This window comes from Nocardioides zeicaulis (genome assembly GCF_042432345.1).
GTDB lineage: Bacteria > Actinomycetota > Actinomycetes > Propionibacteriales > Nocardioidaceae > Nocardioides > Nocardioides zeicaulis.
On record NZ_JBHLXH010000001.1, the window covers coordinates 1677776 to 1699658 of the forward strand.

Consider the following 21883-nt stretch of genomic DNA (forward strand, 5'->3'; position numbering starts at 1 on the left):
CTACTGGCTGCGCAGCGACACCGCCGAGACCGGCTCGACGGCGTACGACACGCTCAAGGTGCAGGTGATCAGCGCGGGCACGACCACGACGCTGAGGACGTTCAGCAACGTCGGCACCAGCACGACCTACACGCAGTACAGCCAGAGCCTCGCGGCCTACGCCGGCAAGACCGTCACCGTGCGGTTCCTGGCGACCGAGGACTCCTCGCTGCAGACCAGCTTCGTCATCGACGACACCGCCGTCACGACCAGCTGAGACCCCTCACGCACCGGCCCGGACCCCGCCGAGGGGGTCCGGGCCGGTGCTGCGTGGTCGCTGCACGGGGTGGCTACTCCTCGAGCCACGCCGCCCAGGCGTCGAAGGAGTACGGCCGGCCGAGGAAGTCGGCGACCAGGTCGGCGGCGTCCTTGCGCCCGCCCATCGCCAGCACCCGGTCGCGGTAGCGCAACGCCACCTCCGGTGCGAAGAGGTCGCCCGGGTCGAAGGCGGAGAACAGGTCCTTCGCGATCACCAGCGACCACATGTAGGTGTAGTAGCCCGAGGAGTAGCCGTCGAGGTGGCCGAAGGAGCAGTGCATGTGCGCCCCCTCGAGCGGCGGGAACACCGAGTAGCGCCGCTGGAGCTCGTCGCCGAAGGCGGTCAGGTCGTCGCGCTGCTCGGTGTGGAACCAGTAGGACCGGGCGGCGTAGGACATCTGCTGCGCGGCGTTGACCCCCTTGCCGAAGGCGTCGGCGCGGCGCATGGCCTCGACCAGCTCTGCGGGGATGGTCTCGCCGGCGGCGTTGCGGGCGAACGTCGCGAGGACGTCGGCGTCCCACGCCCACTCCTCCAGCATCTGGCTGGGCGCCTCCACGAAGTCCCACTCGGTCGCGACGCCGGAGAAGCCGACCCACGCGCCCTGGCCGCCGAGCACGTGGTGGACGAGGTGGCCGAACTCGTGGAACAGCGTGACGACCTCGTCGTGCTCCATCAGCCCGCGGCTGAAGTTGCACACGAGCGCGCCCTCGGGCAGCTGCACGCCCGCGACGCCGCTGACCACGTCGAACTGCGCGGCGTGCTTGTACTTGCCCTCGCGCGGGTGGAGGTCGAGGTGGATCCGCCCGATCCGGCGGCCGTCGAGCCCGACGTCGTAGGTGGCGACGTCCTCGTGCCAGGCCCCGGCGGCCGCGGGCGCGACGGGCGTCCACGTGAGCCCGAAGAGGCGACCGGTGACGTCGAGGAGGCCCTGGCGGACCTGCTCGAACGGGAAGTAGGTCCGCACGACCTGGCCGTCGACGTCGTACTGCTCGCGGCGCACGAGCTCGGAGTAGTAGCGCGAGTCGTGGCCGAGGACCTCCTCGGCCCCGGGGTCGTCGAGGCGCTTGCGCTCCAGCAGCACCTGCTTCTCGGCGGCGGCGCGGTCGGCGGCGAGCGCGCTGATGCGGTCGATGAACTCGGCCACCGCGGCGCCCGAGCCGACCATCTTCACCTCGGTGTCGTAGTCGGCCCACGAGTCGTGGCCGAGCAGGGAGGCGGTCTCGCGGCGCACCGCGAACAGCTCCTGCAGCACGGCGTCGTTGGCCGGCCAGCCGACGTTGGTCTGGGCGAGGGCGAGCTCGCGGCGCGCCTCGGCGTCGGACCCGAAGGTCATGAACGGCACCAGGTCGGGGTAGTCGGTGGTGAGCCCGACCAGGCCGTCGTCGCCGGGCGGGTGGGCCTCGCGGTAGTCGTCGGGCAGGCCGGCGAGCCGCTCCGGGGCGAGCCGGACCGTGCGCACGTCGTCGCGGATGGTGCGCCCGAAGTCCTGCGAGAGGCGTACGGCGGTCTCGCTGAGCTCGCGGAGCCGGTCGCGGGTGGCGTCGTCGCGGTCGACGCCGGCGCGGCGGAAGTCGCGCAGGGCGTGGTCGAGCACCCGACGGGCGTCGGCGTCGAGCGACTCGACCTCGGTGGCGTCGAGGCCGGCGAGCACGGCGTAGAGCTCGCGATCGAGGCCGAGCTCGGTCACGAAGCGCTGCACGTCCTGGTCGAGCGCATCGGCACGGTCGCGCACGGCCGCGTCGGGGTGGACCTCGGCCCACATCGACACCGAGGAGGCGTTGGCGATCGCCGTCGCGGCGCGGTTCCAGCCGCCGAGGACCTCGGTGGCGGACCCGCCGCCCTTGAGCCCCTCGACGAGCCGGGTCGCCTCGGCGAGCTGCCCCTCGCAGCGGGCGGAGACCCAGGCGAGCCAGTCGCCGTCACCGGGGAGGTCGAGCGGGGTGAGCGGGTGGTCGGAGGTCGGGGGTGCGGACGTCACGGTCCGGCAGCCTACGACGGGCAAGCGGCCCGCCCAAGGCATGTCTGGGGCACGTCAGGCCACGGTGCGTCAGGGCTCAGCGGCCCGAGCCCTTGCGCCACGCGCTGAACGAGCGCACCGAGGAAGGGCGCGGCCGCACCAGCCACGGCCACGGGTGCTGCTCCACGACGTCGAGCCGGCGGGACCGGCGTGCCCAGCCCGGCACGGGCGTCCAGGTGGCGGCCAGGGGCCGGCCGGAGAGCTCGGCGACGACGTCACCGCGGCGCACCTCCAGCGGCCGCGTCGCGGCGAGCTCGCCTAGGGTCTCGGCGAGGAAGACCAGCCGCTTGCCCGAGAGCCGCAGCCGCGCCAGCAGCGGCTCGTCGAGGACGAAGACCGCCGGCCGGTCGGGGTCGGCGGCCAGCGCGGGGTCGGCGTCACCGAGCGACTCGGCCGTCAGCCACACCACCTCGCCCCCGCTGCCCTCCTGCTCGGCCGGTCCGGCCGGGACCGGGCCGGTGCCGAGGTCGGGACCGTCGACGGCGCCGCCGACCCGGGCGTCGGGCCACTGCTGGATCGGGCAGCGCCCCGACAGCGGGCAGGCGCGGCAGAGCTCCGGCGCGCGCTTCTCCACCTGCCAGCGGCTGAAGCCGTAGGGCTTGCCGCTGCCGGTGCCGACCGTCCACTGCCAGCCGAGCCGGTTGGCCGCGCGGGAGCCGTCGAGGAGGTGGGTGAACATCTCGTCCTCGCCACGCCACCAGTCGTGCCCGGCGCGCACCGCCCACTGCGAGGCCAGCCACATGCGGGTCTGGTTGACCAGCCAGCCGTCGTCGTGGAGCTCGCCGACGACGTGGTCGAGGCAGGCCATCTCGCGGGGCCACGGCTCGGTCCAGGCCCGGGCCGGACGCGGCTGGGCCCGGCGCAGGTCGCGCCCGAGGTCGGGGCCGACCCGGGCGTAGAGGTGGCGGGCGTACTCCTGCCAGAGCAGCTCGTCGCGGTACTTCCGGCGATCGGGCGCCGGGGCGTCGGCGACCGCGTCCCAGAGGTCGGGCAGCGGCACGAGGCCGTGGCGGACGTAGGGCGACATGCGGGTGGCGCCGCGGCGCGAGCGCGGGAGCACCTGGTTGCGGGAGCGGGCGTAGCCGCGGACGTCGAGGAGCGCCAGCGCCGCGTCGGCCGCGGGCTGCCCGCCACGCAGGCCACCCGCACGGATGCCCTCGGGGCCCTCGAGCGTCAGGTCGCCGAGGTGACGGGCCACCCAGGCCACGACGTCGTCGGTCGAGGCGCCCTCCCCCAGCGCCGGGGGCGTGGGGAGGAGGGGCATGCGGCGAGGCTAGCCACAGGGACCGACAGCGACCCCGCGTAGCGTGTGCGGGTGAGCAGCTCGGGGGACGGTCGCTTCCGCTTCCGCGACATCGCGCTCGCGGCCTACGGTCCCTCGGCCGCCTCGGCCATCGGGCACGGCGCGATGATGCCGGTCCTCGCGATCCGCGCCCGCGACCTCGGCGCCGACATCAGCCTGGCCGCCGTGGTGGTCGCGCTCATGGGCATCGGCCAGCTCCTGACCAGCCTCCCGGCGGGCGCGCTGGTGGCCCGGATCGGCGAGCGGCGCGCCCTGGTGGGGGCCGGTCTGCTCGACGCGTGCGCGATGACGTCGATGGCGCTCACCCACACCGTCGCCGGCCTGGCCGCGGGCGTGCTGCTCAGCGGCGCCTGCTGGACGGTGTTCCTGCTCGCCCGCCAGGGCTTCATCATCGACGCGGTGCCGGTGACGCACCGCGCCCGCGGGATGTCGTACCTCGGCGGCACGCAGCGCGTCGGCGTGCTGGTGGGTCCGCTGCTGGGGGCCGGGCTGATCTCGCTGTCCGGGGTGCCGGCCGTCTTCGTGATGGCGGCGGCCGCCTCCGTCGTCGCCGCGATCGTCTCCGGGCTGATGCCCGACCTCGGCCAGGAGCGGCGCGCGCAGGCGCGGGAGAGCGGCCACGTCACCGTGCGCCGGGTCGTCCGGGAGCACCGACGGGTGCTGGCGACCCTCGGCGGAGCGGTCGTGGTGCTGGGCGCGAGCCGGTCGCTGCGGATGAGCCTGCTGCCGCTGTGGGCCGACCACGTCGGGCTGTCGGCGTCGACGACCTCGCTGATCTTCGCCGTCGCGTCCGTCTTCGACGTCGCGCTCACCTGGCCCGGCGGCTGGCTCATGGACACGCGCGGACGGATGGTGGTGGCGGTCCCGGTGGCGGCCAGCATGGCCGTCGCCTGCCTCCTCCTGCCGCTCGCGACCGAGGCGTGGTCGGTGACGCTGGTGATGGTGCTCGTCGCCGCCGGCAACGGCCTCGGAGCCGGGATCGTGATGACGCTCGGCGCGGACGCGGCGCCGGCCGAGGGGCGCGCGCAGTTCCTCGGTGCGTGGCGGCTGTGCGGCGACATCGGCGGCACGGGCGGACCGGTGCTGGTGAGCGCGGTCGCCGCGGTCGCGCCGCTGGCCACCGCGTGCCTGGTGATGGGGGTGCTCGGCGTGGCCGGCACCGCGTGGGTGGCCCACTGGACCCGCCGGGTCGACCTCGCGCGGACCCGCGCGGCCTCGCTCAGCCGACGGTGACGGTGACCTCGTTGGAGGTGGCCTGGGTGTCGGTGTCGATCACCCGGAACACGTTCTCGCCCGTGCGACCGGTGAGGACGTACGTCGAGAAGGTGCCGCCACCGACCGACATCGTCACCGGGAAGTCGGTCCACGTGCCGCCCTCGTTGCGCTGCACCTGCAGGATCGCGCCCTCGCCCGACTGGTAGGTGCCGGTGAGGACGATCTGCTGCATCGCGCCCACCGACTGCTGCGGCGTGGTCAGCGTGATCCCCTGCGCGGGGCTCGGCGACGCGCTGTCGGTCTCGGCCGGGGTGCCGGTGTCGTCGGTCGGGGTGGGGGTGGGCGTGCCGGTGTCGGTGGGGCGCGGCAGGTTGAACGTCGCCGGCGCGCCCCCGCCGCTGCTCGTGCCGGGGTCGTCACCGATCCCGGCGGCCTTCACGCCCACCATGACGGCGAGCCCGCCGAGCAGGCCGATGACCACGGCGACGCCGACCAGGGCGAGGAGCCCGGTCAGGACGGGACGGTTCTCGGTGTCCATGGGGACCTTTCCACCGGCGGCAGGTGCCGCCATTGTCCAAGACGGGTGGTGGCATGGCCAACCCGCGCGTGTCGGGCCGGGGGTAGTCCAGTGGCAGAGCGTCGTCCGCCGCAGGTAGTCCAGTGGCAAAACGTGCGTCGGGGGCCGTCCGGACGACGTCTCGCCACTGGACTACCCCCCGCGGGGGCGGGGCCCGCTGCGGGCCGTCGGACAGGATGGGGGCATGCAGTCACCGTTGCGACACGGCAAGGCCGCCCTCGGCACGACGATCGCCGGGGGTGCGCTCGCGGCGCTCTCCCAGGCGCCCGAGCGGGCCTCGCGCCTCCTGCGCCACCGCTACCCGACCGTGGCCGTCACCGGGATGACCGGCGTCGGCAAGACCCGCCTCACCGACCGGATCACCCGCCGGGCCAGCGCCGAGTCCGGCCAGGACGTCGGGTCGGCGGTGATGGAGCGTCGTACGCGCCGCGCGGCCCGGCTGCGCGGCTACCGCTTCCGCGTCGTCCCCGGCGAGAACGCCGCCACCCGCCTCGGCGCGCTCGACGAGGTGTTCCACGACGAGCCCGTCGACGGCGTGCTGCACGTCGTCGCCTGGGGCCACGCCACCCCGCGCCGCACCGCCGGCACGACCGGCGCCGCAGCCGCCACGCGCGACGAGCAGCTCGCCGCCGAGCTCGAGGACTGGTCGATCACCGCCCACCGGATCGCCAGCATGGCCGTGCGCCGCGACCGGCCCACCTGGCTGGTCATCGCCGTCACCAAGGCCGACCTCTTCCCCGACGAGGTCGAGGAGGCGGTGCGCTACTACTCCCCCGGCAGCGGCTCGCCGTTCGCCGCCCGGCTCGACGAGCTCCGCGCGCTGGCCGGCGGCGCCAAGCTGTCGGTCGACGTGCTGCCGGTGTGCTCGCAGGGCGCCGGAAGGCGCTCGTCCATGACCGACAAGGACAGCGCCGCCCTCCTCGGCCGCCTCGAGCTGCGCATGGCCCAGCTCAGCGGACACGTGTGACCCCCGCCCGCCTCGTGCTTCCGTGAGCACGGCCTCCGCCAGGGTGGCGGGAGACGACACCCTGCGAGCCCCTGCGGGTGTCGTACGCCGCCAGGGTCGGCGCACGCCGGCCGAGGGTGGCGGGAAACGACATCCTGCGAGCCCCTGCGGGTGTCGTACGCCGCCAGGGTGCGGCGTCCGGGGAACAGGTCGTTCACAACTTCACGACTTCGGGTTTCGACGGCGTTCACCGGGGCATGAGGGTCGCCATGAGGCCGATCGCGATCAACCAGCGGGCGCTGCGGGGCGCCCAGGCGGAGCTCGACTCCGCGCGGGAGGACCTGAGGGCCGCCCTCTCCGACGTGCAGCACCCCGCCGACGACTTCCCGTGGCGCGACCTCGTGGTCGAGGGCGTCAAGAGCCTGCTCGAGGACGCCGAGCAGGTCGTCCGCAAGTGCCGCACGGTCGCCTCGGCGATCGACGACTCGGTGATCGACTTCGACGAGCTCGACGTGATGGTCGGCCAGGCCGCGGTCGTGGCCTCCCAGCTCGACCAGGTCCAGGTGCAGCCCCGGTGACGCGCGTGCAGGCCGACCGCCTCGAGGTCCAGGAGGACGGCCTCCAGTTCGGCGACCCCATCGGCTGCGGCTACCACTGGACCGAGCCCGACGAGGTCGACGCCTACGGCGACTCCGTGCGCCGCACAGCCAGCAAGGTCGAGCTCGCCGTCGACGCCTTCGAGCGCACCGCGGGGCTGTCGGAGGAGGTCTTCTCCGGAGAGGCCGCCGACGCACTGCGCACCCGGGCCTCCAAGCGCCACGAGGAGGCGGCCGAGGTCCGCGACAACCTCCGCGGCCTGGGGCGCGCCATCAACGCCTACTCCGACGTCCTGCGCCGCCACCGCGAGGGTCTCGAGCAGCTGCGCGCGTTCGCCGCCAGCCGCGGCCTCGAGGTGCGGGGCAACCAGATCATGCCGCCCGTGCAGACCCTGCCCGGCGACGCGACCCAGAAGCAGGCCGACGCGTGGGAGGCCGACTGGAAGACCTACCAGTCGTGCTTCGAGACCAAGCTCGAGCTGCGCGACGCGCGGCGCACCAGCACCCGCGACCTGGTCCGTGCGCTCGCGGACTACGCCGACGTCCACCCCGACAAGGACCGCGCGCGGCTCGTCGGGGCCAACGCCCAGGACGTCCGGTTCGGCGAGCTGCGCCGCGACGCGGCCGAGGAGGCCCTGGAGGCCGTCCAGGCCGGTGACGCCGCCGCGGCCGCCCGGCACACCGTCGAGCTGCTCAAGCGACGCGAGCAGGCCGCGCTCGGCGACCTCGAGGACCTCGTCAACGCCGACCGGCCCCCCGAGGAGATCGCAGCCCAGGCCGAGAAGGTGGCGGCGCTGCATCGCGAGCTGACCGAGGCGCGGGTGGAGGCCCACGACGCGCAGGCCGTCGCCGACCGCGAGCAGGCCCAGGCCAACCGTGCCGCCCGCACCCTTGCCGCCGCGCAGGACGGGCAGGCCGTCGGCCACCCGGTCGCGCAGCCGGTGGCCCAGTCCGTGGCGCACCCGCTCGACGTCGGAGGCCCCGACGACGGCCGTCCGCTGGTCGGCGTCGAGCAGGCCGAGGTGGGCGGACCCGACGGCGGACGCCCGCAGGTCGCCCACCCGCTCGACGTGGGCGGCGCCGATGACGGTCGACCCTCCGCGACCGACCTCAAGGGCCGGCTGGGCTGAGCAGGCCGGCCCGGCGGGTGCGTCAGCCGCCGGCCACCTCGTAGCGGGTGGTGCCCTTGACCTTGTCGTCGCCGCACGACTGGCGGCGTACGGGTCCCGGCACGGCGACGACCTCGTCGGCCGGGTCGCCGCCGGCCAGCACGTGCAGCTCACGCGCCTGGTCGATCCCGGGTCGGCCCGCGCGGCCGCGGGCCCAGCCCAGCGGGAAGCCGCCGACCGCGACCTGCTCGCACACCGCGATCGCGTCGGTGGGCTCGAGGCGACCCAGCGTCACCCCGCTCGGCAGCGCCATCAGCGTCGCCGAGAACCGGTGCCCGCCGAGGTGCGTGGTCTCCCACGTGCCCCCGGGCCACCGACCGGCCAGCATGCCGGCCACCGGCCGGCCCATCTCGGCGCAGCAGCGGTCACGCTTGCCGTTGGTGCAGACCAGCCACAGCGGGCCGTCGTGGGGCTCGAGCGTGTCGAGGTCGAGGGCGAGCAGGTCGTCGGGCCGGTCGAGCACCGCAGCGCGCACTGAGAAGCCGTCGGCGATGGCGCTGGCGCGGTAGACGTGGGTGCCGGGACCGGCGCTCCCGTCGGGACGGCGCACCATGAACACCTTGAGGTCGAGCGAGGCGAGGTGGGCGCGGACCGCGTCGGGCAACCGGTTGTCGGCGACCGCGTCGCGACCCCACGGCCCCGGAGCCTCCACCAGCAGCAGCTCGGTGTCGGTGGGCGCGGTGCCGACCATCGGCTCATCGTCGGTGAGGCTGGCCAGGGCGCACCGGAAGTCAGTCACCCGACCAGTCTGTCCGACGACCGGGGACCCGCTGCGACCGGCGTACGCCGTCGTCCCCACCGCCCCGGGTAGTCCGCTGCCTTCGGCGGGTGCCCGGGGGCTCCGGACCGGCCGAACGCAGCGGACTACCGGGAGGGGCGAGCACAACCGGGGCCCGGAGCCACCGGCATACGTCGTCAGAGCAGGCCGCGGCGCCGGGCGACGGCGGCGGCCTCGGTGCGCGAGGCGGCGTCGAGCTTGGCGAGGATGTTGGAGACGTGCACCGAGACCGTCTTGGTGCTGATGAACAGCTGCTTGCCGATCTCACCGTTGCTGCGGCCCTCGGCGACCAGCGCGAGGATCTCCGCCTCGCGCGGGGTGAGCGCGACCGGGTCGCCCGAGGTCACGGGGGCGGCCGACGACCCGAGCGCGGTGAGCTCGTCGAGCAGCGCCTGCGAGCGGAGGGCCCGCGCGCCCTGGCGGGCGAGGTCACCCACCTCGCGCGCCCCCGCGGCGTCACCGGTGGCGCGCAGCACCCCGGCCAGGCGCACGCGGGCCTGGGTGGTCTCGGGCACGCTGCCGTAGGCCACCGCGGTCTCCTCGGCGGCCCGCCAGGCCGCGACGAGCTCCTCGGAGGTCGGCGGCTCGACCTGGGCGAGCCAGCGCCAGCGCAGGTGCTCGGCGGTGCGTCGGGCCACCCACATGCGGTACTCCGGGCCGTGGCTGTCGTCGTAGGGGGCGTAGAAGTCGATGACCCGCCCGCCGTCGGCGACCAGCCGGTCGACGTCGGCCGCGAGCGCCGCGCGCTCCTCGGCGGACTGCTGGGGTGCAGCCGAGGCGAGGGCCGCGAGGGCGAGGGTGGCCAGCCGCAGCCGGGCCTGGAACCACTCGTGCCACAGCGGCACGACGGTCTCGACCACGTCGTCGTAGGTGGTCAGCGCCGTGGCGGCGTCGCGGTCGGTGGCGGCCCGCAGCAGCGTCGCGGTGGCCGCGGTGATCGCGGTGAGGCCGTCGGTGCCCCAGTAGTCGCGCAACCGGTCGAGGGCGTGGTCCTTGTCCTCGCCGCGGATGCCGAGCGAGATGAGCATCTGGTGGGCGAAGAAGAGCCACTCGAAGACCATCGGCGGGTTCTGGCCGCTGACGTCGAGCAGCTCCCAGGCCTCGTCGAGGCACCCCTGGTGGGTGAGCGCGACGGCCATCAGCAGCCGCGCCTCGGCGGGGTAGGGCGACCACGCGAGCCCGCCGACCTCGCTGCGCTCGAGCACCTCGCGGTAGGTCGCGACGGCGGCGTCGAGGTCGCCCTCGTCCTGGAGCAGCCGGCCGAGGAGGTAGAGGGCGCGCAGCTCGGGCTCGAGCAGGCCGGCACGGCGGGCCCGCTCGGCCGCGGCGCGCCAACCGGCGCTGGCGCTCGAACCGCCCGTCGGGTCGAGGCCGGCCACCGTGGTGTGCAGCTCGACGGCGAGAGTGGTCAGGTCGTGGCGCTCGGCGAGCTCGAGGGCGTGGACCGCGATCGCGCGGGCCTCGTCGGCGTGCCACCCGTTCAGGCTCTGGGCCTGCACCAGGAGCGCCCGCACCAGCAGCTTGGGCGGGGCGTTGCGCAGCAGCTCGACCGCCTCGGCGGCGATCTCGCGCGGGGAGTCGGTGGTGTCGGTGAGCATCAACGCCGACGCGAGGGCCGTGAGCAGCTGACCGCGGTCGGTGCTGGAGGCGTCGGCCTGCAGCATCGCCAGCCGAGAGCGCAGCACCTTGACCGCCTTCTGGACCCGTCCCGACGCGACGAGAGCCTCCGCGCAGCGCCGGGCGAGCACGAAGGTGTCGACGTCGCCGACCGGGGTGCGGGAGGTGTCGACGAGCTCGAGCGCGTCGAGGAAGTGGGTGGCGGCCTCGGCGGGGCCGCCCACGGCGAGCGCCTCCTCGCCGGCCTCGATCGAGGCCCGCACCGCCACGGGCCGGTCGTCGGCGCGCCGGGCGTGCTGGGCCAGCTCGGCCGCGGTGCCGACGGCGCGGCCCTCGCCGAGTGCGGACACGAAGTCGGCGTGCAGCCGCATCCGCTCACCGGGCAGCAGGTCGTCGTAGACCGCCTCGCCGAGCAGGGCGTGGCGGAAGGCGTACGTCCCGCCGCGGGAGACGACGAGGACGTGCGACTCCACAGCCGTGCGCAACGCCGCCTCGAGCGCGGTCGGTCCGAGGTCGCAGACCGCGGCCAGCAGCGCGTGGCTGACCTGCCTCCCGGCGACCGACACCAGGCGCACGACCTGGCGCGTGGTGTCGTCGAGGCGGTCGAGGTGGACCAGCAGCACGTCGGCGAGCTCGCCGGGCCCCTGCCCCGAGCCGGCGGCGCCGACGAGCTCCTCGATGAAGAACGGGTTGCCCTCTGCGCGGTCGACGACGGAGGCCCACTCCGCCTCGGTCATCGTCGAGGGGTGCAGCGCGCGCACCAGCTGGCGTACGGCGTCGTCGTCGAGGGGCTCGAGGGCGAGGCGGTCGACACCGCGCAGCCGGCTCCACTCGGCGACCTGGCGGCGCAGCGGGTGGCGGCGGTGCAGGTCGTCGGCGCGGTAGGAGACGGCGAGGGAGACGCCGGGCACGGGCCGGGAGAAGAGGAAGCTGAGCATGTCGCGCGTGGACTCGTCGGCCCAGTGGGCGTCCTCGACGATCAGCAGCAGCGGCGCCTGCTCGGCGACGGCGGAGAGGAGGTCGCCGAACGCGTCGTAGACGTTGCCGCGGTCGAGGGCCTGGTCGCCCGACGCGGTCTCGCTGCTGCGGATGCGCCGGCCGGGCTGGAGCCGCGCGAGGGTGGGGTGCTGGTCGAGGACGCGGGCGGCCACGTCGGGCCGGTCGGCCATCAGCCGTCCGAGGACCTCGGAGAAGGGGAGGTAGGGCAGGGAGCTGTCTGCGAGGTCGAGGCAGTGGCCGGCCACGACCTGCCACCCGGTCTCGAGCGCGGTGTCGCGCAGCGCGAGCAGCAGGCGGGTCTTCCCGACGCCCGCGTCGCCGGCGACGAGCACCGCCCGGGCGGTGGGTCCGTCCCCGGACGTGCGAATGCCGAGCTGGGCGGTGAGGTGCTCCAGCTCGGCATCGCGTCCGATGAGATCGGTGGTCCGCAGGGCCGGCACGGGGGACATTGTGTCCTGCCGGTCCGACAGTGGCGGGTCGATCGTCGTGGGTGTCACTTCTGGGTGTCGGTCGCGCGGACCCGGGTCCAGCGACGCTGGCCGTAGTCCTTCGCGATGCGCTCCTGCCGGTAGGCGAGCTCGGCTCCCAGGAAGCTGTCGGTGCTGAACATGTCGTTCTCCTCTTCTCGGTGGCCCCGTCCGGGACCGTGATCCGAGATTCCGCCCATGAGGTAGCCGCCGGCATCGGGCGCGTGCCCTATCCCTCGGTCGCCGGCTACCTCAGACCGCCTGAGGTACGGCGTACGGGCGCGTCTGAGGTACCCCCGGGCCGGGGTAGTCCAGTGGCAAACCGCTGTCCCGCCGGGGTAGTCCAGTGCCACAACGCTGTCGTGAGGGCCCATCCACGACAGTTCGTCACTGGACTACCCCGAGGGGCCGGCGGGGGTGGTCCACCGGGTTCAGGTCGTCCCGGCGGCGGTCCCACGACCACCTCCCGGTGGACCACCCAAGGGGCGGGGCAGGGAAGCCGGAACCCGGTGGACTACCGGGGGACGGTCGGGCGGCCGGCCTGCCAGACGCCGGTGACGAGGGGGACGCCGGGGCGGTAGGCGAGGTGGACGTAGGAGGGCGCGTCGAGGAGGACGAGGTCGGCGGCCTTCCCGGGAGCGAGGGTGCCGACGTCGTCGCGGCCGAGCGCGGCGGCGCCCGTGGCGGTCGCGGCGTGCATCGCCTCGGCGGGGCTCATCCGCATCTCGCGCACCGCGAGCGCGATGCACAGCGCCATCGAGGAGGTGAAGCACGAGCCGGGGTTGCAGTCGCTGGCCAGCGCCACCCGGACGCCGGCGTCGAGCAGCGCGCGGGCGTCGGGGTAGGGCTGGCGGGTGGAGAACTCCACGCCCGGCAGCAGGGTGGCGATGGTGCCGCTGTCGGCGAGGGCGGTGACGTCGTCGTCGGAGAGGTAGGTGCAGTGGTCCACCGCGACCAGCCCGAGCTCGCACGCCAGCTGCACGCCGCCGCCGTACGTCAGCTGGTTGGCGTGGAGCCGCCCGCGCAGCCCGGCCTCCGCGCCGGCGGCGAGGATCGTGCGGGCCTGGTCGACGTCGAAGGCGCCGTCCTCGCAGAACACGTCGATCCACCTCGCGTGAGGCGCGGCGGCCGCGAGCATCGGGCCAGTGACGAGCGCGACGTAGTCCTCCGGCGTCGTGCCGGACGGGACGACGTGGGCGCCGAGGAAGGTCGTCTCGTCGGTGAACTGCCGGGCGATCGCGAGGCTGCGGGCCTCGTCGCGCACCGACAGCCCGTAGCCGCTCTTGACCTCGAACGTCGTGGTGCCCTGGGCGCGCATCTCGGCGACGAGCCGCGCGACGTGGGAGGTCAGCTGCTCGTCGGTGGCGGCGCGGGTGCGCGCGACGGTTGTGCGGATGCCGCCGGCGGTGTAGGGCTCGCCGGTCATCCGCGCCTCGAACTCCGCCGAGCGGTCGCCGGCGAAGACCAAGTGGCTGTGGGAGTCGACGAAGCCGGGGACGACGGCGCGTCCGCCCGCGTCGACCTGCATGTCGGCGTCCGGCGCGTCCGCGGCGTGGCCGACCCACGCGACCCGGCTGCCGTCGACGACGACGGCGGCGTCGTGCACCAGCCCGAGCAGCCCGCCCTCGTCCGCACGGGCCGGGTCGTTGGTGACCAGCTCGCCGATGTTCGTGATGACGGTGGTGCTCATGGGCGCTCCCAGATCGAGGTGATCACGTCGTCGAGCTCGCGCCCGATCCCTGCCCGGTCGCCGTCCTCGACGACCCACCGGCCGTCGGCCATGACGCGTCGTACGTCCTCGGCCGCGGCGGCGAAGACCACCGTGCCCTCGTCGCGGCCGGTGCCCGCCGTGCGGACCGACGCCGGGTCGACGACGACGAGGTCGGCACGCAGGCCGACGGCGATGGCGCCGGCGTCGTCCCACCCGAGCGAGGCGTGCCCGTCGGTGGTGGCGGCGGCGAGCAGCTCGGCCGCGGTCCAGTGGCCGCGCTGCTGGGTGGCGAGCCGCTCGTCGAGCTCGACGGCCCGCATCTCCTCGAACGGGTCGACGACGGCGTGGCTGTCGGAGCCGAGGGTCAGCCGCGCACCGGCGTCGTGCAGCGCGCGCGAGGGTCCGACACCGTCACCGAGGTCGCGCTCGGTGGTCGGGCAGAACGAGGCGTAGGCCCCGGCGGCGCCGATGAGCGCGACGTCGTCGTCGGTGAGGTGGGTGGCGTGCACCAGCGACGTGGTGGGCCGCAGCAGGCCGTGGTCGGCGAGCAGCCGCGCCGGCGTCACGCCGTGGGCCGCGAGGCACCCGTCGTTCTCCGCCACCTGCTCGGACAGGTGCACGTGGAAGGGCCGCTCGCCGACCCACGCCGCGACCGCCGGCAGGTCGGCCGCGGGGACGGCGCGCACCGAGTGGACGGCGGCCCCGACGCGGGCGTGCGGTCCCACCCCGAGCGCGTCGACGCGTGCGGTCCAGGCGTCGACGGACCCGTCGCTGTAGCGCACCTGCACGCCCTGGGGCGCGGCGCCGAAGCCGGAGGAGAGGTAGAGCGTGTCGAGCAGCGTCAGGCGGATGCCCGCCTGCCGCGCCGCCTCGACCAGCGCCTCGCCCATCGCGTTGGGCTCGGGGTAGGGACTGCCGTCGGGCCGGTGGTGGAGGTAGTGGAACTCGCCCACGCAGGTCGTGCCGGAGGCGGCCATCTCGCGGTAGGTCGCCCGCGCAAGCGCAAGGTAGGTGTCGGGGTCGAGCCGCTCCGCGACGGCGTACATCTGCTCGCGCCAGGTCCAGAACGTGCCGCGCTCACGTTGCGTGCGCCCGCGCAGCGCGCGGTGGAAGGCGTGGCTGTGGGTGTTGGCCAGGCCGGGCACCACCAGGCCGCGCACCGGCACGGCGCGCCGCGGGTCGGCGTCGGGCGTGACCGAGACGAACCGGCCGTCCTCGACCTCGACGAGCACGTCGTCGCGGAACGCGCCGTCGACCCAGGCGCGCTCGAGGAGGTACGCCGTCATCGACCCGCCGGCCCGGGGCCGACCAGCTCGGCGAGCACGTCGGCGAGCGCCTCGACGCCGGCCAGGCAGTCGGCGGTCTCGGCGTGCTCGTCCGGCGAGTGCGAGACGCCGGTGGGGTTGCGCACGAAGACCATCGCGGTCGGGATCCCGGCGTCGGACAGGATGCCCGCGTCGTGCCCGGCCTGGGTGGGGATGACCGGCCAGCCGCCGATCCCGGCGAGGCGGGCGGCGAGGTCGGCGTCGAAGGCGACCGAGCCCGAGACCGACTCGGCGGTGAGGGTCAGGGCGGTCCCGTCGCGGCCGGCGCGCTCCTCGGCCTGGCGGCCGATGGCGTCCACGAGCTCGGCGAGCGCGTCGTCGGAGGACGCGCGGGCGTCGAGCCAGGCGGTGACGAGCGAGGGCACCGCGTTGGTGCCGTTGGGCTCGACGGAGACGCGGCCGAAGGTCGCGCGCTGGCCGGCGAGGCGGGCCTGCTTGTTGGCGGCGAGCGCGGTCATCGCGTAGGTGAGCATCGGGTCGTGCCGGTCCTCCATCCGCGTGGTGCCGGCGTGGTTGGCCTGCCCCGCGAAGTCGAAGCGCCAGCGCCCGTGCGGCCAGATCTCGCTGGCCACGCCGACGGCGACGTCGCGGTCCACGAGGTCGCGGCCCTGCTCGACGTGCAGCTCGACGAACGTGCCGACGCGGTCGAGGGACAGCAGGCCGGCCGACGGGTCGAGCCCGGCGGCGTCGACCGCGTCGCCGAGGGCGACGCCCTCGCGGTCGCGCAGCTCGCGGGCCTGCTCCCAGGTCGTGGCGCCGGTGACCAGCCGCGAGCCGAGGCAGGCACGGCCGAAGCGCGAGCCCTCCTCCTCCACGAAGACGCCGAGGCCGAGGGGGCGCGCGGGCGTGACGCCGCGCTCGCGCAGGAGGTCGAGCGCCGCGAGGGCGGACACCACCCCGAGCGGGCCGTCGTACGCGCCGCCGTCGAGCACCGAGTCGAGGTGCGAGCCGGTCAGCACGCCCTTCGCCGAGGTCGGAGCGTCCGGGTGCCACCAGGCGACCTGGTTGCCGATGCCGTCGGTCTCCACGGTGAGGCCGCGGCGGGCGCACTCCTCGCCGAACCACGAGCGGAGCTCACCCTCTGCGGAGGTCCAGGGCTGGCGGAAGTAGCCGCCCGAGGAGGCCGAGCGACCCACCGGTGCCAGGTCGCGCCACATCTCCTCGAAGCCTCGTCGGGTGGACATGCGCCCAGTCCACCGGTCGCGCGGGGACGGGTCAACGCGGGTCCCCCGCCGCACGTCTCGGATCCGAGACGTACGACCCGGGTCGTACCTGCGGACGAGGAGGACGGCACCCGGGACGGACGCCACCGGCGCCGCGCGTCCCTAGCGTCGGAGGCGTTGTCAGACCCCTGCGAGGAGACCCCGTGGACACCACCCTCCCCCGACCCGTGCGCACGTTGCTGGTGCTGCTGGTCGTCGTCCTGCTGGCCGTGAGCATCGTGCTCGGCGCGGCCCTGGTCAGCGGGCGCAGCCCGGGCTCGTGGTGGGCGCAGGCCACGGGCCACGTCGTCGTCGAGCACCACGCGGACGCCGCGGACGTGCCCGACGGCGAGCGCCCCGACTGGCTGCCCGCGGATGCCGACGAGATCACCGTCGTGCGGCCCGGCCGGGCCGCCGGTGGCGCCACGGGCACGCGGCTCGACGCGCGCGTGCCGCAGGGGACGGCCGTGCCCGCGTCGTGCGCGGCGAGCCGGCGACCCGCGCTGCCGTGGGACGGGGGCGGCGACTGGCCGGACTTCACCGCTGCGGAGACGCTGACCTGCGACGGCTGGCACCTCGTCGCCCGCCCCCACCACTGGTACGCCTGGAGCTGAGGCGACCGTCCGGGGTGAGAGCCTGCGTCCATGGAGTTCCGTGACGTGGTGCGTCGCCGCCGGATGGTGCGGCGCTACTCCCCCGAGCCGGTCGACCCGGCCGTCGTCGACCGGATGCTCGAGCACGCCCAGCGGGCGCCCAACGCCGGCTTCACCCAGGGCTGGGCGTTCCTCGTGCTCGACACCCCCGACGGCGTCGCCCGCTTCTGGGAGGCGACCGGCGCCGACCCCGGCACGCACAACGACTGGCTCGACGGCATGCGCACCGCGCCCGTGGTGATCGTCCCGCTGGCGTCGAAGGAGGCCTACCTCGAGCGCTACGCCCAGCCCGACAAGGGCTGGACCGACCGCGACGAGGCACGCTGGCCGGTGCCGTACTGGTGGGTCGACAGCGGGATGGCCGCGCTGCTGGTGCTGCAGACCGCGGTCGACGAGGGCCTCGGCGCCTGCTTCTTCGGCATCCCGGCCGAGCACCTCGACTCCTTCCGCGCCGCCTTCGGCGTCCCTGACGACCACGCGCCGGTCGGCGCGATCACGGTGGGCCACCGGGCCGACGACGCCGGGGCCGCCGGGTCGCCGGCGCGGCGCGCACGCCGCGCGAATCTCGTCCACCGCGGCCGCTGGGGCACTACGGTCGCCCCATGACCGACCGCGTGGTGTCCGCCCTGCAGGCGCTCGTCCGCATCCCGACGGTCTCCCACCGCGACCCCGCGCGCGTGGACACCGCGGCCTTCGACCGGCTGCTCGACGAGCTCGCTGCGCAGTTCCCGCTGCTGCACGAGCGGCTCGAGCTGACCCGGGTGGGCAGCCACGGGCTGCTGTTCCGGTGGCCCGGCGCGAGCGACTTACGCCCGGTGGTGCTGATGGCGCACCTCGACGTCGTCCCGATCGACCCGGAGGCGCCGTGGGTGCACGACCCGTTCGGGGCGGAGGTGCACGACTCCGACGAGGGCCCCGCGGTCTGGGGCCGCGGCACGCTCGACGACAAGAACTGCGTCGCCGCGATCTGCGACGCCGTGGAGACGCTGCTCGAGGCCGGGCACGTGCCCACCCAGGACGTGTGGCTGTCCTTCGGCTGCGACGAGGAGGTCAGCGGCACCTCGGCGCTGGCGGCGGTCGACGTCCTGCGCGAGCGCGGGGTGACGCCGTGGCTGGTCCTCGACGAGGGAGGCGCGATCGCGGATGGCGCGTTCCCGGGCGTGAAGGCGCCGCTGGGCGTCGTCGGCGTCACCGAGAAGGGCACCACCTCGATCGAGCTGGTCGCCGAGGGCCGCGGCGGGCACGCCTCCACCCCCGCCCGCAACGGCCCGACCGCCCGCCTGGCCCGGGCGATCCTCGCGGTCGAGAAGGCACCGTTCCCCGCCTCGGCACCGGCGCCCACCCTGGAGATGATGCGCCGGCTCGCACCCCACGTGCCGCTGGCGCTGCGCCCGGTCCTCGGCCCGCTGCTCGGTCGCGCCGACCGGCTCGCGCCGGTCGTGACGCGGGCTCTGGTGGCCGCAGGCCCGGAGGCCGCCGCCACCACCCGCACCACCGTCGCCACGACGACGCTCAGAGGCTCGCCGGCGATCAACGCCATCGCCTCCACCGCGCGGGCCGGGCTCAACGTCCGGGTGATGGTGGGCGACACCGTCGCGGGCGTCGTGGAGCACCTGCGACGGGCCATCGACGACGACTCGATCCGCATCGACGTGGTCGAGGCCGGCGAGCCCTCGCCGGTCTCCCCGATGGACGAGCCGTTCGAGCTCGTCGAGGCCTGCATCGGCGAGGTGTTCCCCGACGCCGTCGCGACGCCCTACGTGATGATGGCCGCGACCGACTCGCGCCACTTCACCGCGATCAGCGAGCACGTCTACCGCTTCGCCCCCTTCCGGATGTCCAAGGCGCAGCGCCAGGCGATCCACTCCTACGACGAGCACATCGCCATCGCCGACCTCGTCGACGGCGCCCGGTGGTACGCGCTCCTGATCGAGAGGCTTCCCGCATGAGCACCACGACGTCCCGGTCCGCCGCACCGGCGGTGAAGGGTCTCGCGGCCGTCGTCGGCTTCCTCGTGCTGGTGGAGTTCGCCAGCGGGATCCTTCAGGGCTACTACACCCCGATCTACCCGCAGATCGCCGAGCACCTGTCGATCCACGAGGGCGACGTCAACTGGTTCGAGGCCGCCCAGCTCATCGTCAGCGCGCTCTGCATCCCGCTGCTGGCGCGGCTCGGCGACCTCGTCGGCCACAAGCGGGTGCTGCTGGTCTCCACGGCGCTGACCGCGCTCGGCTCCTGGTGGCTGGCGTTCGCCCCGGGCTTCACCACCTTCCTCGTCGGCTGGGCGATCCAGGGCGCGTACGTCGTGTGGCTGCCGCTGGAGATCGCGATCATCCACCGCCGCACCCGCGACACCGGGCGCCAGGAGCTCCTCACCCGGCGCGGTGCCGCGATCCTCGTGGGCTCGCTCGAGCTCGCGGTCATCTTCGGCGCACTGTCGAGCGGGCTGCTCGTGGACACCCTCGACATGAACGTCCTGCTCGCCCTCCCGGCCGTCGTGGTCACGGCGGTCTTCTTCGTCATCCTCGCCGGCATCGAGCAGGCGCCGGGCGAGGACACGGGCGGCATCGACTGGGCCGGACTCGGCCTGGTGACCCTCTCGCTGGGGCTGCTCATGGGCGGCCTGGTCTGGCTGCGGCTCGACGGCGCCGGCTCGGTGCGCGGCTGGCTCACCGTCGTGGTCGCCGTCGCGGCGTTCGCGGTGTTCTGGCGCTTCGAGCAGCGCCACCCCGAGCCGATCGTCGACGTGCGCCTGCTCTCCGGGCCGACGCAGTGGCCGGTGCAGGTGACGGCGTTCCTCTTCGGCATCCCGGTGCTGGGCGGCCAGATCCCGCTGTCGACCTACGCGCAGGCCGACCCCGCCGAGCGCGGCTACGGCCTCGGCGCCGACCCGGCGTTCATCTCCACCCTCATCGGGCTCTACGTCGTCACCCTCGCGATCGGTGCGTTCACGCTGCCGCTGACGACCCGGTTGCTCGGCGGTGTACGTCGCGCGCTCGTGGTCGCCTGCCTGCTGGTCGGCGTCGGCTACACGCTGTGGATCCCGTTCCACGACCAGACCTGGCAGGCGTTGCTCAACATGGGCGTCGCCGGGCTCGGGTCGGGCGCGCTCGTCGCCGCCCTGCCCGCGGCCGCGGCGGCGGCCGCGCCGCCGGAACGCACCGGCATCGCGACCGGCATGACCAACGGCACCAAGACCGTCGGCGGCGCCATCGCCTCGGCGATCTTCGCCATCGCCCTCACCGCGACGGGCTCCCTCGACGCGACGGCCGAGAAGGTGGCGCCGCTCTCGGGCTACCTCACCGTCTGGGCGGTCTGCGCGGGCGCGTCGTTCCTCGCCGCCGCCGCGCTGCTCGCGGCCCCCCGCCACGCCTTCAGCGACGCGCCGACCGAGCCGTCGGCGCGGGCCTGACGACTCCTGCCGGTCGGGGTCAGCGCGTGCGGTACGCCGCTGCGGCGCCGGCCTCGAGGCTGTCCTCCGCCGGCATCAGGAACCACAGCAGCGGGTAGACCAGGATCTGGCTGCCGGGGATCGCGAACAGGGTGACGACGAACAACGCCCGGGTGACCCACGGCGTCAGGCCGAGGCGGCGGCCGACGCCGGCGCAGACACCGGCGAGGATCGCGCGGTCGCTCGAGCGGACGAGGCCCTGGCGGGCGAAGGAGGTGCGGATCTTTTCCATGCCTCCAGCCTGCGTCGCCGCCCGCGCGCCCACCATCGGGATCGACCCCGGTCCGACCCCGGGACGCCCCCGGCGGCGCGCGACGCTCACGCCCGGCCGTGCTCCTCGCTGACCTCGCGCAGGCGGGCGGCGAGGTCGGCGGTGAGCATGCCGGGCTCCAGCTGCCACGACCACGTGGCTGCCGTGCCGGGGGTGTTCATCCGGGCCTCGGGGCCGAGCGACAGCACGTCCTGCGCCTGCACCATCGCGAGCCGGCACGGGCTGGCGTGCGCGAGCCGGATCATCGCCCAGGCGGGGTCGGGGTCCGAGCAGCCGGCCGCACGCAGCGCCTCCTCGGCCGCGCGTCGCCTCACCGGGGGCAGGCTCTGCCACCACCCGACCACCGTGTCGTTGTCGTGGGTGCCGGTGTAGACGACCTGGTCGTGGCGCAGGTTCTCCGGCTCGTGGCGCCGGTCGTCGCCCTCGGGGTCGAAGGCGAACTGCAGCACCGCCATGCCGGGGAAGCCCAGGGCGTCGCGCAGCTCCTCGACCGGCGCGTCGATCACGCCGAGGTCCTCCGCGACGACGGGGAGCGGACCCAGCTCCGCGGTGGCGGCGTCGAAGACGGCGCGACCGGGACCGGGCTCCCAGGTGCCGTGCTCGGCGGTGGCGTCGCCCACAGGGACCGCCCAGTAGGCCGCGAACCCCCGGAAGTGGTCGATGCGCACGGCGTCGTGGAGGGCCAGGCTGCGGCGCAGCCGCTCCACCCACCAGCGGTGGCCGTCGGCGGCCATGGCGTCCCAGTCGTACAGCGGGTTGCCCCCCAGCTGGCCGGTGTCGCTGAACGCGTCCGGCGGCACCCCCGCGACGGCGTCGCGACGGAACAGCCCCGGCCAGGCCGCGGTGTCGGCGCCGCCGGCCGCGACGTAGATGGGGATGTCGCCCAGCACGCTGACCCCGTGGTCGGAGGCGAAGGAGCGCAACGCCGACCACTCGCGCTCGAAGCGCACCTGGTCGGCCAGGTCGCCGCCGTGGGCCACCCACGACCCGGCCCAGTAGGCGTTCTCCTCGGCGAACCGGGCCACCTCCTCGTCGGTGACGGGCGCGCCCGGGTCCTCGAGCAGGCCGGGCGAGGCGGCGAACGCCGACGGTGAGGCGTACGGCGACCCGTGGGCGTCCGGCACGGCCAGCGGGAGCACCTGCCACACCGACTGCCCGGCCGCCGCCAGCCAGCGCACGAGGTCGCGGGCGGGCTCGCCGAGGCGACCGCCCGGCAGCGAGGTCACGTGGACCTGGACACCGGCGGCGCGGGCCGACACACCTGGGAAGGACATGACCGCACGGTCCC

18 protein-coding genes and 1 pseudogene are annotated in these 21883 nt (G+C 75.0%); 9 read left to right on the plus strand and 10 right to left on the minus strand.

What is annotated here, in order from left to right; all coding sequences use genetic code 11:
- Window positions 1-256: pseudogene (locus ACFFJG_RS08215) on the plus strand (hypothetical protein); the annotation flags it as partial.
- Between the two features lie 73 nt (window positions 257-329).
- Here the strand turns inward: ACFFJG_RS08215 and ACFFJG_RS08220 are convergent.
- Both ACFFJG_RS08220 and ACFFJG_RS08225 read right to left on the minus strand, forming a co-directional pair.
- Window positions 330-2276 (minus strand): M3 family metallopeptidase, encoded by a 1947-nt coding sequence (locus ACFFJG_RS08220; RefSeq protein ID WP_378518114.1) that lies wholly within the window; start codon window positions 2274-2276, stop codon window positions 330-332.
- 76 nt (window positions 2277-2352) lie between these two features.
- The gene (locus ACFFJG_RS08225; RefSeq protein ID WP_378518115.1) at window positions 2353-3579 is read right to left on the minus strand and encodes an FAD-binding domain-containing protein; all 1227 of its coding nucleotides are present in this window, start codon (window positions 3577-3579) and stop codon (window positions 2353-2355) included.
- 51 nt (window positions 3580-3630) lie between these two features.
- Between ACFFJG_RS08225 and ACFFJG_RS08230 the strand changes: the two genes are divergently transcribed.
- Window positions 3631-4851, plus strand: coding sequence for an MFS transporter (locus ACFFJG_RS08230; RefSeq protein ID WP_378518116.1), 1221 nt, complete (start codon window positions 3631-3633; stop codon window positions 4849-4851).
- Here ACFFJG_RS08230 and ACFFJG_RS08235 read toward each other — a convergent pair.
- A complete protein-coding gene (locus ACFFJG_RS08235; RefSeq protein ID WP_378518117.1) occupies window positions 4838-5371 on the minus strand; it encodes a hypothetical protein in 534 nt (177 codons plus the stop codon). The genes ACFFJG_RS08230 and ACFFJG_RS08235 overlap by 14 nt on opposite strands.
- A gap of 223 nt (window positions 5372-5594) precedes the next feature.
- Here ACFFJG_RS08235 and ACFFJG_RS08240 point away from each other — a divergent pair, with 223 nt between their 5' ends.
- The 3 genes from ACFFJG_RS08240 (at window position 5595) to ACFFJG_RS08250 (ending at window position 8082) form a co-directional block, all read left to right on the plus strand.
- Window positions 5595-6377, plus strand: a complete 783-nt coding sequence (locus ACFFJG_RS08240; protein ID WP_378518118.1) for a hypothetical protein — start codon at window positions 5595-5597, stop codon at window positions 6375-6377.
- A 248-nt stretch (window positions 6378-6625) separates the two neighbouring features.
- Entirely contained in the window at window positions 6626-6934 is a 309-nt protein-coding gene (locus tag ACFFJG_RS08245; RefSeq protein WP_378518119.1) for a hypothetical protein, read from the plus strand.
- Window positions 6931-8082 (plus strand): hypothetical protein, encoded by a 1152-nt coding sequence (locus ACFFJG_RS08250; protein WP_378518120.1) that lies wholly within the window; start codon window positions 6931-6933, stop codon window positions 8080-8082. The genes ACFFJG_RS08245 and ACFFJG_RS08250 overlap by 4 nt, the downstream gene beginning before the upstream one ends.
- Window positions 8083-8104: 22 nt before the next feature.
- Here ACFFJG_RS08250 and ACFFJG_RS08255 read toward each other — a convergent pair whose 3' ends face one another.
- The 5 genes from ACFFJG_RS08255 to ACFFJG_RS08275 form a co-directional block, all read right to left on the minus strand.
- The gene (locus ACFFJG_RS08255) at window positions 8105-8860 is read right to left on the minus strand and encodes a sucrase ferredoxin (RefSeq protein ID WP_378518121.1); all 756 of its coding nucleotides are present in this window, start codon (window positions 8858-8860) and stop codon (window positions 8105-8107) included.
- A gap of 176 nt (window positions 8861-9036) precedes the next feature.
- Complete coding sequence (locus tag ACFFJG_RS08260) at window positions 9037-11955, minus strand: ATP-binding protein (protein WP_378518122.1); 2919 nt, start codon at window positions 11953-11955, stop codon at window positions 9037-9039.
- A 541-nt stretch (window positions 11956-12496) separates the two neighbouring features.
- On the minus strand, window positions 12497-13672 hold the full coding sequence (gene hutI / locus ACFFJG_RS08265) for an imidazolonepropionase (protein ID WP_378518123.1): 1176 nt from the start codon (window positions 13670-13672) through the stop codon (window positions 12497-12499).
- On the minus strand, window positions 13669-14979 hold the full coding sequence (locus tag ACFFJG_RS08270) for a formimidoylglutamate deiminase (RefSeq protein ID WP_378518124.1): 1311 nt from the start codon (window positions 14977-14979) through the stop codon (window positions 13669-13671). The genes hutI and ACFFJG_RS08270 overlap by 4 nt, the downstream gene beginning before the upstream one ends.
- Window positions 14976-16202 carry an allantoate amidohydrolase gene (locus ACFFJG_RS08275; RefSeq protein ID WP_378518125.1) on the minus strand — a complete coding sequence of 409 codons (1227 nt, stop codon included), beginning with the start codon at window positions 16200-16202 and terminating at the stop codon, window positions 14976-14978. Before ACFFJG_RS08275 ends, ACFFJG_RS08270 begins: the two co-directional genes overlap by 4 nt.
- A gap of 182 nt (window positions 16203-16384) precedes the next feature.
- Between ACFFJG_RS08275 and ACFFJG_RS08280 the strand changes: the two genes are divergently transcribed.
- The 4 genes from ACFFJG_RS08280 to ACFFJG_RS08295 are packed head-to-tail and all read left to right on the plus strand — an operon-like array spanning window position 16385 to window position 20285.
- Window positions 16385-16834 carry a hypothetical protein gene (locus ACFFJG_RS08280; protein WP_378518126.1) on the plus strand — a complete coding sequence of 150 codons (450 nt, stop codon included), beginning with the start codon at window positions 16385-16387 and terminating at the stop codon, window positions 16832-16834.
- A gap of 30 nt (window positions 16835-16864) precedes the next feature.
- Entirely contained in the window at window positions 16865-17479 is a 615-nt protein-coding gene (locus ACFFJG_RS08285) for a nitroreductase family protein (RefSeq protein ID WP_378518127.1), read from the plus strand.
- The gene (locus tag ACFFJG_RS08290; RefSeq protein ID WP_378518128.1) at window positions 17476-18822 is read left to right on the plus strand and encodes a M20/M25/M40 family metallo-hydrolase; all 1347 of its coding nucleotides are present in this window, start codon (window positions 17476-17478) and stop codon (window positions 18820-18822) included. The genes ACFFJG_RS08285 and ACFFJG_RS08290 overlap by 4 nt, the downstream gene beginning before the upstream one ends.
- Window positions 18819-20285 carry an MFS transporter gene (locus ACFFJG_RS08295; RefSeq protein WP_378518129.1) on the plus strand — a complete coding sequence of 489 codons (1467 nt, stop codon included), beginning with the start codon at window positions 18819-18821 and terminating at the stop codon, window positions 20283-20285. Before ACFFJG_RS08290 ends, ACFFJG_RS08295 begins: the two co-directional genes overlap by 4 nt.
- Before the next feature lie 19 nt (window positions 20286-20304).
- Here ACFFJG_RS08295 and ACFFJG_RS08300 read toward each other — a convergent pair whose 3' ends face one another.
- Both ACFFJG_RS08300 and ACFFJG_RS08305 read right to left on the minus strand, forming a co-directional pair.
- Window positions 20305-20556: a PspC domain-containing protein gene (locus ACFFJG_RS08300; protein ID WP_378518130.1), complete on the minus strand. Its 252-nt coding sequence runs from the start codon at window positions 20554-20556 to the stop codon at window positions 20305-20307.
- Between the two features lie 86 nt (window positions 20557-20642).
- Entirely contained in the window at window positions 20643-21869 is a 1227-nt protein-coding gene (locus tag ACFFJG_RS08305) for a 4-alpha-glucanotransferase (protein WP_378518131.1), read from the minus strand.
- Window positions 21870-21883: the final 14 nt, after the last annotated feature.

Coding starts and splice junctions, on each gene's coding strand:
- ACFFJG_RS08235 (WP_378518117.1), bottom strand. CDS start 5,371: ATGGACACCGAGAACCGTCCCGTCCTGACCGGGCTCCTCGCCCTGGTC.
- ACFFJG_RS08270 (WP_378518124.1), bottom strand. CDS start 14,979: ATGACGGCGTACCTCCTCGAGCGCGCCTGGGTCGACGGCGCGTTCCGC.
- ACFFJG_RS08305 (WP_378518131.1), bottom strand. CDS start 21,869: ATGTCCTTCCCAGGTGTGTCGGCCCGCGCCGCCGGTGTCCAGGTCCAC.
- ACFFJG_RS08295 (WP_378518129.1), top strand. CDS start 18,819: ATGAGCACCACGACGTCCCGGTCCGCCGCACCGGCGGTGAAGGGTCTC.
- ACFFJG_RS08275 (WP_378518125.1), bottom strand. CDS start 16,202: ATGTCCACCCGACGAGGCTTCGAGGAGATGTGGCGCGACCTGGCACCG.
- ACFFJG_RS08245 (WP_378518119.1), top strand. CDS start 6,626: ATGAGGCCGATCGCGATCAACCAGCGGGCGCTGCGGGGCGCCCAGGCG.
- ACFFJG_RS08225 (WP_378518115.1), bottom strand. CDS start 3,579: ATGCCCCTCCTCCCCACGCCCCCGGCGCTGGGGGAGGGCGCCTCGACC.
- ACFFJG_RS08300 (WP_378518130.1), bottom strand. CDS start 20,556: ATGGAAAAGATCCGCACCTCCTTCGCCCGCCAGGGCCTCGTCCGCTCG.
- ACFFJG_RS08290 (WP_378518128.1), top strand. CDS start 17,476: ATGACCGACCGCGTGGTGTCCGCCCTGCAGGCGCTCGTCCGCATCCCG.
- ACFFJG_RS08285 (WP_378518127.1), top strand. CDS start 16,865: ATGGAGTTCCGTGACGTGGTGCGTCGCCGCCGGATGGTGCGGCGCTAC.
- hutI (WP_378518123.1), bottom strand. CDS start 13,672: ATGAGCACCACCGTCATCACGAACATCGGCGAGCTGGTCACCAACGAC.
- ACFFJG_RS08240 (WP_378518118.1), top strand. CDS start 5,595: ATGCAGTCACCGTTGCGACACGGCAAGGCCGCCCTCGGCACGACGATC.